The 13,193-nt window shown below is 70.6% G+C and carries 15 protein-coding genes; 6 read left to right on the top strand and 9 right to left on the bottom strand.

Going from position 1 to position 13,193, the window contains the following annotated elements; all coding sequences use genetic code 11:
- Positions 1-14: 14 nt before the first annotated feature.
- Entirely contained in the window at positions 15-1,853 is a 1,839-nt protein-coding gene (locus NKG96_RS09370; protein ID WP_254534679.1) for an SLC13 family permease, read from the bottom strand.
- A gap of 80 nt (positions 1,854-1,933) precedes the next feature.
- Here NKG96_RS09370 and NKG96_RS09365 point away from each other — a divergent pair, with 80 nt between their 5' ends.
- Positions 1,934-2,227 carry a hypothetical protein gene (locus tag NKG96_RS09365; RefSeq protein ID WP_254534678.1) on the top strand — a complete coding sequence of 98 codons (294 nt, stop codon included), beginning with the start codon at positions 1,934-1,936 and terminating at the stop codon, positions 2,225-2,227.
- 6 nt (positions 2,228-2,233) lie between these two features.
- Here NKG96_RS09365 and purM read toward each other — a convergent pair whose 3' ends face one another.
- The 5 genes from purM to NKG96_RS09340 form a co-directional block, all read right to left on the bottom strand.
- A complete protein-coding gene (gene purM, locus NKG96_RS09360) occupies positions 2,234-3,250 on the bottom strand; it encodes a phosphoribosylformylglycinamidine cyclo-ligase (RefSeq protein ID WP_254534677.1) in 1,017 nt (338 codons plus the stop codon).
- 61 nt (positions 3,251-3,311) lie between these two features.
- A complete protein-coding gene (locus NKG96_RS09355; RefSeq protein WP_254534676.1) occupies positions 3,312-3,689 on the bottom strand; it encodes a hypothetical protein in 378 nt (125 codons plus the stop codon).
- Positions 3,690-3,732: 43 nt separating this feature from the next.
- Positions 3,733-4,350, bottom strand: a complete 618-nt coding sequence (locus tag NKG96_RS09350; RefSeq protein ID WP_254534675.1) for a zinc metalloprotease — start codon at positions 4,348-4,350, stop codon at positions 3,733-3,735.
- Positions 4,347-6,053: a TraB/GumN family protein gene (locus NKG96_RS09345; RefSeq protein WP_254534674.1), complete on the bottom strand. Its 1,707-nt coding sequence runs from the start codon at positions 6,051-6,053 to the stop codon at positions 4,347-4,349. Before NKG96_RS09345 ends, NKG96_RS09350 begins: the two co-directional genes overlap by 4 nt.
- 76 nt (positions 6,054-6,129) lie before the next feature.
- Complete coding sequence (locus NKG96_RS09340) at positions 6,130-6,339, bottom strand: HalOD1 output domain-containing protein (protein WP_254534673.1); 210 nt, start codon at positions 6,337-6,339, stop codon at positions 6,130-6,132.
- A 296-nt stretch (positions 6,340-6,635) separates the two neighbouring features.
- On the opposite strand from NKG96_RS09340, the gene NKG96_RS09335 reads away from it, so the two are divergent.
- Positions 6,636-7,115, top strand: coding sequence for an acyl-CoA thioesterase (locus NKG96_RS09335; protein WP_254534672.1), 480 nt, complete (start codon positions 6,636-6,638; stop codon positions 7,113-7,115).
- 3 nt (positions 7,116-7,118) lie between these two features.
- Here the strand turns inward: NKG96_RS09335 and NKG96_RS09330 are convergent, their stop codons facing one another.
- Complete coding sequence (locus NKG96_RS09330; protein WP_254534670.1) at positions 7,119-7,769, bottom strand: helix-turn-helix domain-containing protein; 651 nt, start codon at positions 7,767-7,769, stop codon at positions 7,119-7,121.
- Between the two features lie 86 nt (positions 7,770-7,855).
- Here NKG96_RS09330 and NKG96_RS09325 point away from each other — a divergent pair, with 86 nt between their 5' ends.
- Complete coding sequence (locus NKG96_RS09325; RefSeq protein WP_254534669.1) at positions 7,856-8,776, top strand: alpha/beta fold hydrolase; 921 nt, start codon at positions 7,856-7,858, stop codon at positions 8,774-8,776.
- Here the strand turns inward: NKG96_RS09325 and NKG96_RS09320 are convergent.
- Positions 8,749-9,783, bottom strand: coding sequence for a PLP-dependent cysteine synthase family protein (locus NKG96_RS09320; RefSeq protein ID WP_254534668.1), 1,035 nt, complete (start codon positions 9,781-9,783; stop codon positions 8,749-8,751). The two genes, NKG96_RS09325 and NKG96_RS09320, sit on opposite strands and share 28 nt — an antisense overlap.
- A gap of 109 nt (positions 9,784-9,892) precedes the next feature.
- Between NKG96_RS09320 and NKG96_RS09315 the strand changes: the two genes are divergently transcribed.
- The 3 genes from NKG96_RS09315 (at position 9,893) to NKG96_RS09305 (ending at position 11,087) form a co-directional block, all read left to right on the top strand.
- Complete coding sequence (locus NKG96_RS09315; RefSeq protein WP_254534666.1) at positions 9,893-10,360, top strand: DUF488 domain-containing protein; 468 nt, start codon at positions 9,893-9,895, stop codon at positions 10,358-10,360.
- A gap of 54 nt (positions 10,361-10,414) precedes the next feature.
- On the top strand, positions 10,415-10,789 hold the full coding sequence (locus NKG96_RS09310) for a thioredoxin (RefSeq protein WP_254534665.1): 375 nt from the start codon (positions 10,415-10,417) through the stop codon (positions 10,787-10,789).
- 67 nt (positions 10,790-10,856) lie between these two features.
- Complete coding sequence (locus NKG96_RS09305; RefSeq protein WP_254534663.1) at positions 10,857-11,087, top strand: DUF8015 family protein; 231 nt, start codon at positions 10,857-10,859, stop codon at positions 11,085-11,087.
- Positions 11,088-11,092: 5 nt separating this feature from the next.
- On the opposite strand, the gene NKG96_RS09300 is transcribed toward NKG96_RS09305, so the two are convergent.
- On the bottom strand, positions 11,093-13,192 hold the full coding sequence (locus NKG96_RS09300) for a thioredoxin domain-containing protein (RefSeq protein ID WP_254534662.1): 2,100 nt from the start codon (positions 13,190-13,192) through the stop codon (positions 11,093-11,095).
- Position 13,193: the final 1 nt, after the last annotated feature.

The raw sequence follows: 13,193 nt of genomic DNA, 5'->3' as shown, positions 1-13,193 counted from the left end.
TTTCCGACCGGGGTTCAGACACCCCAGAACAGTCCGATGGCGAGGGGCGTCACCACCGCGAGCAGGAACTGGAGCGGACCGCCGACGCGGACGTAGTCGGTGAAGTGGTAGCCGCCGGGCGAGTACACCATCAGGTTGGTCTGGTAGCCGATGGGGGTCATGAACGCCGTCGAGGCGGCGAAGGTGACGGCCAGCACGAACGCGAACTGGCTGGCCCCGAGGCGGACGGCGGTGTCGACGGCGACGGGAATCATCAGGACGACGCTCGCGACGGGCGTGATGACGTTCGCCAGCAGGCCCGTCAGCAGGTAGAACAGGCCCAGGACGACCAGCACGGGGAGCGCCGAGGCGTTCTCGACGAGGAGGAGCGCGAGGTACTCCGCGCCGCCGGAGTTCTGGAGGGCGAGGCCGAGGGGGATGACGCCCGCCAAGAGGAAGATGACCTCCCAGTTGACCGACTCGTAGGCCTGTGCGGGTTTCAGGACGTCCGTCAGCACCATCGCGACGACGCCCGCGAGCGCCGCGATGACGATGGGGAACACGTCCAGCGCCGCCAGCAGGATGACCCCCCCGACGATGGCGATGGCGACGGGCGCGTCCGTCTGGAAGAACGGCACGTTCCGGACCGCCTCGAAGGGGTCTTCCTGCCCGGCCGTCTCCGTGACGGCGAACGCCGGGTCCTCGTCGAGCACCTCGACCATCGCCTTGGTCGTGTGCAGGAGCAACCCGTCACCGTCGTTCAGCGTGACGGTCGCGAGGTCCTCGTGGACCACCTCCCTCCCGCGACGGACCGCGAGGACCGTCGTGCTGAACCGTTCTCGCAGGCGGGCCTCCGCGACGGTGCGCCCCACGAGCGACGAGTCCGACGGCACCACCACCTCGACGAGCGTCCCGCGTCGTTCGGGGTCGGCGAGTTCGTCCTCCGTCACGTCCGCGCGCGGGAGGCGACGGAGCGACGCGAGGCCGACGAACGCGGCCACCGCGTCGTCGCTCCCCCGCACCGTCAGCACGTCCTGTGGCTCTATCTCGCGGTCGCTTGCGGGCGCGACGTACGTCTCCGCGCCCCGGACGATCTGGATGACGTCCACGTCCGCGTCGATGCGCGGGAGGGCCTCGGCGACGGTCTGGCCCACGAGCGGGGAGTTCCGGCGGACGTACACCCGCCAGAGGTAGTCGTCGAGGTCGAACTCGGCCGTGAGGTCGACCGGGTGGATTCGCTCGGGGAGGAGCCACTGGCCCACGGTCATGAGGTACGCGATGCCGACGACGAGGACGAGGACGCCGAGCGGGGTGAACTGGAACATCGAGAAGGGCGTGTTCGGCACGCCGAGTCCGGCCGCCACGTCGCTCGCGAGGATGTTCGTCGCGGTGCCGATGAGCGTCAGGACGCCACCGAGCATCGAGGCATAGGAGAGGGGAATCAGCAGTTTCGACGGCGAGAGGTGGCTCTCGTCTGCGAGGTCGGTCACCATCGGGATGAACATGGCGACGACCGGCGTGTTGTTGATGAACCCCGCGAGCGTCCCCGTCAAGCCCACTGTCGTCCCGAGGAGTCGCCGGGCGTTCCCCCTCGTGAACACGGCGACCCGCGCGCCGAGTCGCTGGATGGCCCCCGTCTCCTGGACGCCCGCGCTCAGGATGTACATGGCGAGGATGGTGACGGTGGCCGCGTTCGAGAACCCCGAGATGGCGTCGTCGGGGGCGATGCCTGTCCACGGACCGAGCGCGACCAGCGCCACGACGACGCCGATGGCCGTGATGTCCGGCGGGATGCGCTCGGTGACGAACAGCGTCACGGCGGCGAGGACGACGCCGAAGACGACCAGCATATCCGTGGTGGGCGGCGGGGCCATGCGTCACCCAGAGTGGTGGGAGAGATAAATGGTTCAGCGCCGACAGTGTTTTGTGTTGACATCACTCACCACGGGGTGCCATGGACCCCGGAACCGACCGGCGCAAACTGGCGGCCGCGTGGTGTCGACTGGAGCGACGGCGGCGGGGCGGGACGCGCCTCGCGATGGGGACGGCGCTCCTCCTCGGGGGGACGCTCGCGCTCGTGCTGGGCGCGACGTTCCCGGCACGCCTCTGCTCGCAGGGGGCGGGCTACGCGGAGTGTGTCACCAGTTCACCGGGCGCGCCAGTCCGGGTCGCACTGCTCCTCACCGGCCTGTCGCTGACCGTCGCGGGCGTTCAGTCGGTCCGCCGTGCGTTCGGCACCGACGGATAGCCCCGCTCACTCGAGGGACAGGCCAGCCACCTCGATGCCGGACCCCTCGGCCACGCGCCCGACGACCTCGCCGTCGGTCTCGTCGGTCAGCGCCTCGGCGTCCTCGGGTGCGAGGGCGGCGACGAAGCCCGTCCCCATGTTGAACGTCCGGTACATCTCCTCGTCGTCGACGTCCCCCTCGCGCTGGACGAACTCGAAGACGGGGTGCGGGTCGAGGGCGTCCTCGACGACGTAGCGGAACGCCCCCATCCGCGAGAGGTTCGTCCACCCGCCGCCGGTGACGTGCGCGGCGGCGTTCGCGTCGTGCTCCCGGAGGGGGTCGAGCAGGTCCGCGTAGATGCGCGTCGGTTCCAGGAGGACCTCGCCGACCGTCTTCGACTCGTCGAGGGGGAACGCGTCGGTGAAGTCGTGGTTCTTCGTCGCGGCCTTCCGCGCCAGCGTCAGGCCGTTCGAGTGGATGCCCGAGGCCGGGAAGCCCACGAGGGCGTCGCCCACCTCGGCCGCGCCGGAGAAGACGGCGTCCTTGGGGGCGAGACCGGCGCAGGTGCCCGCGAGGTCCAGTCCCTTGATGACCTCGGGCATCACGGCCGTCTCGCCACCGACGAGGGTGACGCCTGCCTCGGCCGCGCCCGCAGAGAGGCCCGTCCCGACCTGTTCGGCCACGTCGTCGTCGGGCACGTCCACGGCGAGGTAGTCCACGAACGCGACGGGGTCGACGCCCGCCGCGACGAGGTCGTTCGCGTTCATCGCGATGCAGTCGATGCCGATGGTGGTGTAGTCGCCCATCGCCTCCGCGACGAGCAACTTCGTGCCGACGCCGTCGGTCGCGAGCGCGAGGTAGCGGTCGCCGATGTCCAGCAGACCGGCGTAGTCGCCCTCGAACTCCCCCACCGCGGAGACGAGTGCGGCCGTCGCCGCCTCGCTGTCGGCGATGTCGACGCCCGCGTCCGAGTAGGTCATCCCCTCGCTCTCGTCCCCGCGTCCGTCGTTCCCCGTGCCCTCGCGGTCAGCGTCCTCGCTCATGAGGGAGTGGGCGGCGACGGGAGGCAAAAACACACCGATGCGCGGAGTCGGGTCCGCGGTTTCAGACCGGCGGGGCCGACCGCGACCCCGGACGGGCGGTGACGCGGAGGACGGCGAACAGCGACGCGAGGACGGCCAGCGACCCGAGGGCCGCGAGGTACGGTTCGGTCGAGGCGCCGGCGTCGACGACGAGACCCTCGAAGACGGCCCACGGGACGACGTACCCCGCGAGGAGGACGCCGGCAACGCCGACGACGGCGGGGGCGACTCTGGCACCGCGCGGCGCGAGGACGACGGCGAGGCCCGCGACGACGGCGGCTCCGACGGTCGCGGCCGACATGGGGTCGAGGAACACGCCGAGCATGTACGCCGCGAACACCACCGCACTCGCGAGCGTGACGGTCAGGTCGAACAGCGGCTCCGTTCGGTTCGGGGACATGATCGACCGTACACCGAACGGGGTGGTAGGTCTTTCCCCGCGGTCAGATCAGTCCGACGAACAGGAGGCCGAACGCGGCGAGGCCGGCACACAGCAGGAACGACGCGGCGAAGACGGCCTTCGACCAGCTGAGGACCTTCTTCCCGTCGAGCGGGCCGAACGGAATCATGTTGAACCCGGCGAGCAGGGCGTTGATGGCGACGCCGAGGCGCCCCACCGCCGCCAGCGGGCCGACGAACAGCAGGGGGACGAACAGGCCGACGAGGACGACGTTCGTCAGCGGCCCCGCGAGGGCGATGAGGCCGTTCTGTCGGGCCGTGACGCGCCGGCCGCCGTGGTAGACCGCCCCCGGCGCGGCGAAGAGGAAGCCCGCCAGCCCCGCCCCGATGGCGAGCGCGAGCATCCCGTAGTCGGCGCGGAACTCCGCTATCTGGCCGAATCGGATGGCGACCACCTTGTGCGCGAGTTCGTGGAGCAGGAAGCCGACGCCCACCGTCGCCATCGAGAGCGCGAGAGTCACGAGCGCCTCGCCCGCCGGGAAGCGCCCGGCGAGCAGTCCGGTCGCGAGGCTCCGCTGGAGGAAGAACGAGAACGCGATGCCGAGGGCGACCCACGCTATCGCGAGGTCCAGCAGTTCGCGGGAGCTGAATCTGACGTTCATAGCGCGTTCAGGATGAGGTCGATGCTGTTTCGCGCGCCCTGTACCATCAGGTCGACGACGCCCGCGATGCTCCCCACGTCCTGTGAGAGGTACGGGAGGACGACGAACGGGAAGAGGACGCTCGCGATCATGCTGCCCACGTTCGTCAGCGCGACGACGAGGATGAGGCGAAACAGGGGGACGGCCCGCATCCGGGCGACGAGGTCGCCGAGGGGTGCCTCCTCGTCCTTCAGGAGGTCGTTGAGCGTGGAGACGTCGGCGACGTTCACCTCCGTGTAGCGCAGTTCGACGTAGCCCGCGAACCATCCCGGCGCGAGCAGCGGGTTGACGCTCGTGAGCCACGCGATTGCCCCGCCGACGCCCGCGCTCGTCCAGTGGGCGCCCGCGAGGCGGGCCAGCCCGAACGCGAAGACGCCGTTGAACAGGAACCACGCGACGAACAGCTCCAGCAGGAAGCGGTTCTGTGCGCCCGCCATCGCCAGCAGGAGGAAGGCGACGGCGAAGCCGACGGTGAACAGGTAGCCGAACACCTTGTACAGCGAGAAGCGCTTGCCCGCGGTCCGCCCGGAGATGGAGTCCATCGGCGGGAGCGTCTCCGGGTTCTCGAGGTAGCGCTCGATGCCCGCGCGGTGGCCCGCGCCGACGACGGCGACGACGTGCTTGCCCGACTCGCGCAGGGAGACGAGGTTGTGGGCGATGTAGGCGTCCCGCTCGTCGATGAGCGCCTCCGCCCCGCCCGGCGAGAACCGCCGGAACTCCTCCATCATCACACTCACCACGTCCCGGTCGGTCAGCGACGACATGTCGAAGTCCTCGTACTCGGCGGCCTCGGAGTCGAGGCTCGCAGCGAGGGCCGCCCCGAGCAGGGTCCCGACCGACGCGAGAAAGAGGACGCTCAGGCCGACGCCGACGAGGAGCGTCGCCGACCCGCGACCGAGCGTCGCCAGCGCGTCGGCCGAGAGGTCGACCGGGCCGACGGCGAGGCCGCCGGTGACCCACAGGCCGACGCCGAGGGTGAGGCCGACGACGAGGCTCGTCACCGCCCGCGTCAGGAAGTCGCCGGGGAGCAGCCCCCCGACGAACACGAGCAGGAGGAGCGCGATGCCGACGCCGGCGACGAGGCCGCCGAGTACGCCCGCGCTCGACCCGAGCGCGGCGGCGAGAGTGTTCAGACCGAGGAACCCAGCGCCGACGGTCCCGGCGAGGAGGCCGACGAAGAGGCCGGCGGCCGCGCCGACCATCGCCCCCACCTGCGTCGGCGGGGCGACGCTCATCGCCAGTCCGCCGACGAGCTTCAGTTTCTCCGTCCCGGTGAGCCGCGCCCAGAAGCGCTGGATGGTTACCTGGATGTCGCGGTCGACGAGCGCCACGTCGAGGCCGTGTTCCTCTGCGGTCTCGACCGCCGCGAGCATGTCCGCGCCGGGTTTGATGTCGAACTCGTCGCCGAGGCGCGCCTGGACGTACGAGAGCATCCAGTACGCGAGAAACTGAAAGACGGTGTTACCCCGGAGCAGGTCGCCGGCGTCGAGGTCCTCGGGACCGTCGCCCTTCATCTGTCGGTAACGGCCCTCGTCCAGTTCGACGGCCACGACGTCCGGGCGCTCGCTCTCGATGACCCGCTCGACCTCCTCGACGCTGTCCGCAGAGACGTGGGCGGTTCCCACGACGCGGACGCTGCCACGTTCAGTGGCCTGCTCGCTCATTGTCCTCCGGTACCAACTCCGGCTTGATACCAGTATCGCAGTCGAAAAGTGCCGCACTACGCGCGACGGCGGACGCTCACGCCGGCGGCGCTGTCGACGACGAAGCGGTATTCCTCGTGGTCGAACACCACGAACCCCCCTCGCGCTTCGTGCCGCCGAACCGCGGGGCGAACAGCGAGTCGAGCGCGTCCGGGTCGACGATGTCGTGGAGCGACGGCGACGTCTCGTCGCTCACGGCCGCCAGCGCCTCCACGGCGGCATCGCTGACGTTCTCACTACCGTCCACCTCGACGACGTACTCGTCCGGTCAGGTGGGCGACTCCACTGCTCTGTTGGTTCGCGCGTGTTTCGAGATGATTCCGGACTGTGAGACTCGGGCCGGGTGTGCGCCGGACGCGGCGCTCCCGCCGTCGGTCGGCGTCGGCCATCACACAGAACGGTTCAGGTATGGAGCGGATGAATATAAATCGTCCAGTTCACCCCAGCGAGTCCACCGACGAGCAGTTGTTTTCGGGACCCGTGGAGCGAAGCGCGGTCCCGGCGACCCGTGAAGGCTAACCGAGGGGGCGGCGAGTCCCGAGTATGGACGCGGTCCCACTGCTCGACTCGTACACGGAGATGACCGAAATCCTCCTGCCCAACGACACGAACAACCTCGGACGCGCGCTGGGGGGTGCCGTCCTGAACTGGATGGACATCTGCGGCGCCGTCGCCGCGATGCGCTTCGCCAGCAACCAGGTCGTCACCGCCTCGATGGACCACGTGGACTTCATCTCGCCCATCGAACTCGGCGAGGTGGTCGTCGTGGAGGGGTACGTCTTCTCAACGGGCCGGACCAGCCTCGACGTGAAGGTTGACGTCCACGCGGAGAACCCCCGGAGCGACCAACCGGACCGCGAGACGACGAGTTCTTTCTTCACCTTCGTCGCCCTCGACGAGGACGGGAACACCACGGGAGTCCCGGAGGTGGCCTGCCCCACGGACGCGGAGGTCGACCTCCGGGACGGGGCGCTGGCCGAGCGACGAGCACAGTTGGAGGCCGTCGCGGATCGGCTGGACTGACCGCTACGCCACCCCGACGTACCCGCTAACGACGGCCGCTTCCGCCTTCCGAAGGAGCTCCCCGGCAGTACTCGCCGCACAGTCGAGTTCCGCGGCCACCTCCCTGACGCTCCCCGTCCGGGGGACGTCGTAGTAGCCCGCGGCGACGGCCGTCTCCAGCGCCGACCGCTGCCTGTCGGTGAGACGTTCCGGGTGCGCCGTCCGGCCGCGCTCGACGTCACCGACCCGCTCGACGGTCACGGATCCGAGTTCGTCCAGGCCCTCGTAGAACTCGCTCAGGGCGCCCGACTCGCCGGCCGCATCGAACTCGACGACCCCGCCATCGAGGAACGTCACCGGCGGGAGGAACGCCACTCGGGAGCGCGAGACGAGGGCCATCACGGCGTCGTCGAACCCGTACTCGCGCTGGTGGACGAACGCGTAGGTTCCGCCGTCGCCGGCGACGAACTGCGCCGTCGTGAGCGATCCAACGGCCCCGAGGAGGTCACGGGCCACCGCCCGCCCGCCGTCGACCCAGAGGAGCGCCGTCACATTCGCCGTCGGCCCCCAGGTCAGTAGCTCCGCCCGTTCCGCCCCGTCCGCGTCCAGCAACCGGCAGTGTAGCGGGTGGCGCAGATCGGGCGGGTAGGCGACGGCGAAGGTGACTCGTCTCACGGGCAGGGAGTCGCGCCCGGTATCGGATAAATCACCGCACAGGTTCGGCGCCGGGTACTCGTGGCTGGCGCCGGAAACCCCCCTCGATGGCAGAGCACACGACACGACAGTCGGGGCCGCGGGCGGCGGCGGTTCTCCGGTCGGCCCCCGTCGCCGGACGTCCCGACGTCGCCTACACGGAGTACGGTCCCCCTGACGGTTCGCCGGTGGTCTTCCTCCACGGGACGCCCGGGTCCCGCCTACTCGGGTCGCTGTTCGACGCAGACGCGACGCGCCTCGGCGTCCGCCTCCTCGCCATCGACCGGCCGGGCTACGGGCGTTCCCCGCCGTGGTGCCGACGGGAACTGACGGATACCGGCGAGTTCGTCGCCGCGGTGCTGGACGACGCCGGCATCCCGCGGGCGGGGCTGGTCGGGGTCTCAGGTGGTGGGCCACACGCGCTGGCCGCCGCCGCGACTCGCCCCGAGCGTGTCCGTGAGGTCGACGTCGTCGCCGGAGCCGTCCCGCCGTCGCTGCGCCGGGAGAACCCACCCGCAGTCCAGCGCGCACTGGCGACGATGGCCGAGTGCACGCCCCCGGTCCTCAGGGCGCTGTTCCGCGGGCAGGCGTGGGTCGCGGCGCGGACCTCGCCGTCGGCCGTCGTCTCGCAGTACACGACCGGCGGGTGCGGGGCGGTCCCGGCCGACGCTGCCGAGGTGGTCCGCCGGGACTTCGTCGAGGCGTTCGCCGGCGGCGCCGCCGGAGCGGTCGAGGAGTTCCGCCTGCTCGAACAGCCGTGGACGGACCTGCTCGACGGAATCGGACCCCCCGTCCGGTGCTGGCACGGCGACCGCGACACGAACGTCCCGGTCGCGGACGCCCGGTCGCTCGCCGAGCGCCTCCCGAACGGAGAGTTGAACACAGTCGCGGACGCGGACCACCTGCGGACGTTGCTCCGTAGCCGGTCGCGCGTGCTGGAAGAACAGGTCGGAGCGGGCGCTCAGTCGAACAGCCCCGTCGACATGTAGCGCTCGCCGCTGTCCCAGAACACCGTCACGACGAGGGGGCACTCGCCGTCGTCGGAGTCCTCGTCGCCTCTCTGCGCCGACCCGCCGTCGGTCCCCTCGCCCCGCGCCTCCGGCGAGAGTGGCAACTGCTCGGAGTCGCGGTCCGGTTCCGGGGCGTCCGGTGTCTCGGGGCAGTCGGCGTCCGGGTCGGCGAGGCGGGCGGCCACCCGGCGGGCGGCGACGTTCGACGCGCCGCTCGACTGGCCGACCAGCAGTCCCTCCTCGCTGGCGAGGCGGCGACACTCCTCCTCAGCGGCTTCGAGCGAGACGGTCTCCACCGAGTCCACGAGGTCGGTGTCGAGGTTCGGCGAGACGAACCCCGGCCCCATCCCCTGGAAGCGGTCGCCGCCCATCTCGCCCCCCGAGAGGGGCGCGTTGTCGTCGGGTTCGACTGCGACCACCTCCAGGTCGGGGTGTTCCTCGCGGAGGCGGCGAGCGATACCGGAGATGGTGCCGCCCGTCCCGACGCCGGCGACGAGGGCGTCGATGGAGCGGTCGCCCACCTGGTCGAGGATTTCGGGGCCCGTGGTGTGGTAGTGGGCCTCCGGGTTCGCCGGGTTGTCGAACTGCGAGAGCTGGACCATCCCCTGTTCGGCTAGCTGGTCCGCGAGGTCGTTCGCGTCCGAGATGGTCCCCTCGACGAGTTCGAGCGTCGCGCCGTACGCTCGCATGATGCGCTGGCGCTCGGGCGACTTCGAGGCCGGCATGACGATGGTGCAGTCGTAGCCCTTCGCGGCGGCGACCATCGCGATGCCGATGCCGGTGTTGCCGCTCGTCGCCTCGACGATGCTGTCGCCCGGTTCGAGGATGCCGTCGTCCTCGGCGGCCTCGACCATCGCCAGCGCGGGGCGGTCCTTCGCGCTCCCGCCGGGGTTTCGCGACTCCACTTTCGCGGCCACCGTCGCGCCGGGCGGCGAGGCCACCCGGACCAGCGGCGAGCCGACCGTGTCGAGGACGCTGTCGTCCATGCCCGGCCTACCTCCCGCGCCAGTAAAGGCGTGGCGAAGCCCGCAACCCGGTGTACGGCGAGCGCACGGCGGCGACAGACCTTTGTGGGGACACCGACTCGACCACCACATGACCGACGGAGCGGCCGGGACCGACACCGAGGGAGGGAGCGTCGAAGAGACGTACGCCGCCGCCATCCAGCACGACCTCGTCTCGTTCCCGGACGCGACGCTCGTCGGCGTCGTCCGACGCCCGCCGGGGTGGTTCCACGCGCTGACCGACGAGAACGTCCCCGCGCTCGGTCCACCAGAATCCCTCCTCGACGAGACGAAGACCCGCTACGAGGACCTGAAGATGGCCGGGATGTGCGACGAGGGCGCGCACAACGCCGCGTGGGAGGAGGTGGGCTTCGAGGACCGCTACCGCGACCACCTCGACTCCCCGGAGGCGCGGGACGCCCTCGACGCGCTCGACGCACGCCTGCGGGACGGCGAGGACCTCGTGCTCGTCTGTTTCGAGGGCGACTCGAAGCGCTGTCACCGTCACCTGCTCCTGACCGCCCTGCGCGACCGCCTCAGCCGAGACGAGGAGGCGTGAGGAGGATACGCCGCGAACGTCGGCGTTAAACCGTTCGGTCGGCAATCGGGGGTAATGCAACTGGAGACCATGTCGCCCAACCCGGTCTGGACGGCCGGCGCGTACGAGGACACCGTCGAAACCCTCCGCGAACACGACGACGTGACGTACAAGGTGTGGGGCGGCGACTGGTGCAAGGACTGTCGGAAGCAGTTACCGGATTTCGCCGCCGCCCTCGACGCCGCCGACGTGAGCGACGACCGCATCGAGCACTTCCCCGTCGAGAAGGAGGACGGCGAGAAGGTCGGCCCCGGCGTCGAGGAGTACGGCATCGAGTTCATCCCGACCGTGGTGGTCGAACGCGCTGGGGAGGAGCAGCTCCGCTTCGTCGAGGACGCGGACGTGCCCATCGCGGTGTTCGTCGCGGAACACCTCCGCGGCGAACGGTAGGGCCCGGGCGCCACCGGCGTCAGGTTTTTTCTCCCGAGCGTCGAAAGGTGACGCCGAGGTGAGTCCTATGTCCGGGAGTGACGACACCGACACGGGCATCGTCAGTCGACTACCCTCGCTTACGCGCTACGACCACCTGCTGGCGGCCATCCCGGCGGCGTTCTATCTCGCCCTCGTGGCCAGTCAGTTCCTCCCGGTCCCGACGCGGAGTGCGCTGACCGCCGCCTCCCTCGTCGGTGCCGCACTCGTCGCCGACGGCCTGTTCAGTCGCCCGCCGCGTCTCCCCGGGCGGGCGTGACCGGACTACTCGTCGCTCCCCCGCCAGTCGAGGGCGTCCTCGATGTCAGACTGCGGTGGCGAGCAGGTGAAGTCCTCGCAGAGGTAGACGGTCGGTCCGTTCCGCGCCTCCCGTCCGGCCCAGATGGGCGGTGCCTCGTCCAGCCCCAGTTTGTCCAGCCACTCGCCCAGTCCGTCCGCCGTCGGCGGGCGCACGGTCAGCAGGCGGCGCGGGAGGTAGGTCCGGCCGACCGCCTCGCGCCAGTCGTCGGGCAGGGCGTCGGCGGCGACGGTGAGTTCGACGTGACCCGCGCGGAACTCGTCGGCGGCGAGGGCGAGGCCGGCGTGCCCGAGCGGGTTCGACTCGACCAGTTGCGCGTTCGTCTCCAGCGTCCGCTCCGCGACGTCGCGGAACCGCTCGTGGGGTGCGAAGGCGTCGAGCGAGAGGAACAGGGAGACGGCGACGCCCGAACTGGAGGGCGTCGAGTGGTCCGTGCGCTCCTGCGGCCGGGCGACCAGCGACTCCCCGCTGGCGGCGGTGAAGTAGAGCGTTCCCGAGTCCGCGTCCCAGAACTCCCGTTCGATGGCCCGCCCGAGGGTGAGCGCGAACGCGAGGTGGTCTGGGTCGCCCGTCGCCTGATACAGGTCCAGCGCCCCTCGACCGAGGAAGGCGTAGTCCTCCAGATACCCGCGGATGGCCGTCTCGCCGTCCTTGAACCGCCGGTAGAGGACCTCCTCGTCGTCGTCCCAGAGTCGGTCACGAACGAACGCGAGGGCGTCCGCGGCCGTCTCGGCGTACCCCTCGCCGAAGGTCAGGGACCCCTCCGCGAACGCCGAAATCATGAGGCCGTTCCACCCCGCGAGCACCTTCTCGTCGCGGGCGGGGCGCGTACGTCGTTCACGGGCCACGAACGCCGCCTCGCGGGCGTCGGCGAGTCGCTCGCGGACCGCCTCGGGCGACAGGTCGAACTCCCCGGCGAGGTCCTCGACGGTGGCCGAGACGGTGAGGACCGTCTGGCGGTCCTCGAAGTTCCCGCGGTCGGTGACGCCGTAGCGGGCGCAGAACAGGTCCGCCGTCGTCTCGTCGCTGATCGCGTCGTGGGCCGTCTCGGGCGTCCAGACGTAGTAGGTCCCCTCCTCGCCGCCGGAGCGGGCGTCGAGCGTCGAGAAGAACCCGCCCTCGTCGTGGGTGAGTTCGCGGGCGACGAAGTCGAGGGTCCCGCGGGCGGCGTCGGCGTAGCGCTCCCGACCGGTGAGTCGGTAACCCTCCAGCATGGCCCGGCCGATTTCGGCCTGGTCGTAGAGCATCTTCTCGAAGTGCGGGACGATCCACTCGCGGTCGGTCGTGTAGCGGTGGAAGCCCCCGCCGACGTGGTCGTAGAGGCCGCCGTGGGCCATCGCGGTCAGCGTCTCGTCGACCACGTCGCGGTACACCCCCCGCCCGGTGGCGTCGAACCCGCGCATGAGGGCGTGGATTCGGCCCGGTTGCGGGAACTTCTGGCCCTCGCCGAACCCGCCGTGTTCCCGGTCGGCGCTCCTGACGGCGGCCTGTGCCACCCGGTCGACGAAGCCCGCCTCGGGCACGTCCCGCGGGTCGGGCACCTCTTCGAGTTCCCCCTCGATGGCGCGGGTCCACTGCTCGGCGCGGTTCTCCATCTCCGGGCGGTCCTCCGGGTCCTGCCACGAGGCGGCGACATCTTCGAGCAACTGGCCGAACGCGGGCATCCCCTGTCGCGGTTCGGGCGGGAAGTACGTCCCGACGAAGAACGGTTTGCCCTCGGGCGTGAGCCACACCGAGAGGGGCCACCCCGCGTTCCCGCGGACCAGTTGGCAGATGGTGATGTACAACTGGTCGATGTCCGGGCGCTCCTCCCGGTCGACCTTGATGGGGACGAAGTGTTCGTTGAGCGTCTCGGCGACGTCCTCGTCCTCGAAGCTCTCCTCCTCCATGACGTGACACCAGTGACACGCCGAGTAGCCGATGGAGAGGAAGATGGGCACGTCGCGTTCCTTCGCGGCCGCGAGGGCCTCCTCGTCCCACGGCTGCCAGTTGACCGGGTTGTCCGCGTGCTGGCGGAGGTACGGACTGGCCTCCTCGTCCAGCCGGTTCCTGTCTGTGGGGGTCATA

Origin of the sequence: Halomarina litorea, assembly GCF_024227715.1 — an archaeon.
In the GTDB taxonomy this organism is placed as follows: Archaea; Halobacteriota; Halobacteria; order Halobacteriales; family Haloarculaceae; genus Halomarina; species Halomarina litorea.
The sequence above is the reverse complement of the archived record's forward strand: the minus strand, read 5'-3'. Positions and strand labels throughout refer to the sequence as shown.

Bases quoted from the DNA above. Each gene is read 5' to 3' on its own strand.
- NKG96_RS09370 (WP_254534679.1), bottom strand. From the start codon at position 1,853: ATGGCCCCGCCGCCCACCACGGATATGCTGGTCGTCTTCGGCGTCGTC.
- NKG96_RS09335 (WP_254534672.1), top strand. From the start codon at position 6,636: ATGGACGCGGTCCCACTGCTCGACTCGTACACGGAGATGACCGAAATC.
- NKG96_RS09365 (WP_254534678.1), top strand. From the start codon at position 1,934: ATGGACCCCGGAACCGACCGGCGCAAACTGGCGGCCGCGTGGTGTCGA.
- purM (WP_254534677.1), bottom strand. From the start codon at position 3,250: ATGAGCGAGGACGCTGACCGCGAGGGCACGGGGAACGACGGACGCGGG.
- NKG96_RS09300 (WP_254534662.1), bottom strand. From the start codon at position 13,192: ATGACCCCCACAGACAGGAACCGGCTGGACGAGGAGGCCAGTCCGTAC.
- NKG96_RS09355 (WP_254534676.1), bottom strand. From the start codon at position 3,689: ATGTCCCCGAACCGAACGGAGCCGCTGTTCGACCTGACCGTCACGCTC.
- NKG96_RS09305 (WP_254534663.1), top strand. From the start codon at position 10,857: ATGTCCGGGAGTGACGACACCGACACGGGCATCGTCAGTCGACTACCC.
- NKG96_RS09350 (WP_254534675.1), bottom strand. From the start codon at position 4,350: ATGAACGTCAGATTCAGCTCCCGCGAACTGCTGGACCTCGCGATAGCG.
- NKG96_RS09345 (WP_254534674.1), bottom strand. From the start codon at position 6,053: ATGAGCGAGCAGGCCACTGAACGTGGCAGCGTCCGCGTCGTGGGAACC.
- NKG96_RS09315 (WP_254534666.1), top strand. From the start codon at position 9,893: ATGACCGACGGAGCGGCCGGGACCGACACCGAGGGAGGGAGCGTCGAA.
- NKG96_RS09310 (WP_254534665.1), top strand. From the start codon at position 10,415: ATGCAACTGGAGACCATGTCGCCCAACCCGGTCTGGACGGCCGGCGCG.
- NKG96_RS09325 (WP_254534669.1), top strand. From the start codon at position 7,856: ATGGCAGAGCACACGACACGACAGTCGGGGCCGCGGGCGGCGGCGGTT.
- NKG96_RS09320 (WP_254534668.1), bottom strand. From the start codon at position 9,783: ATGGACGACAGCGTCCTCGACACGGTCGGCTCGCCGCTGGTCCGGGTG.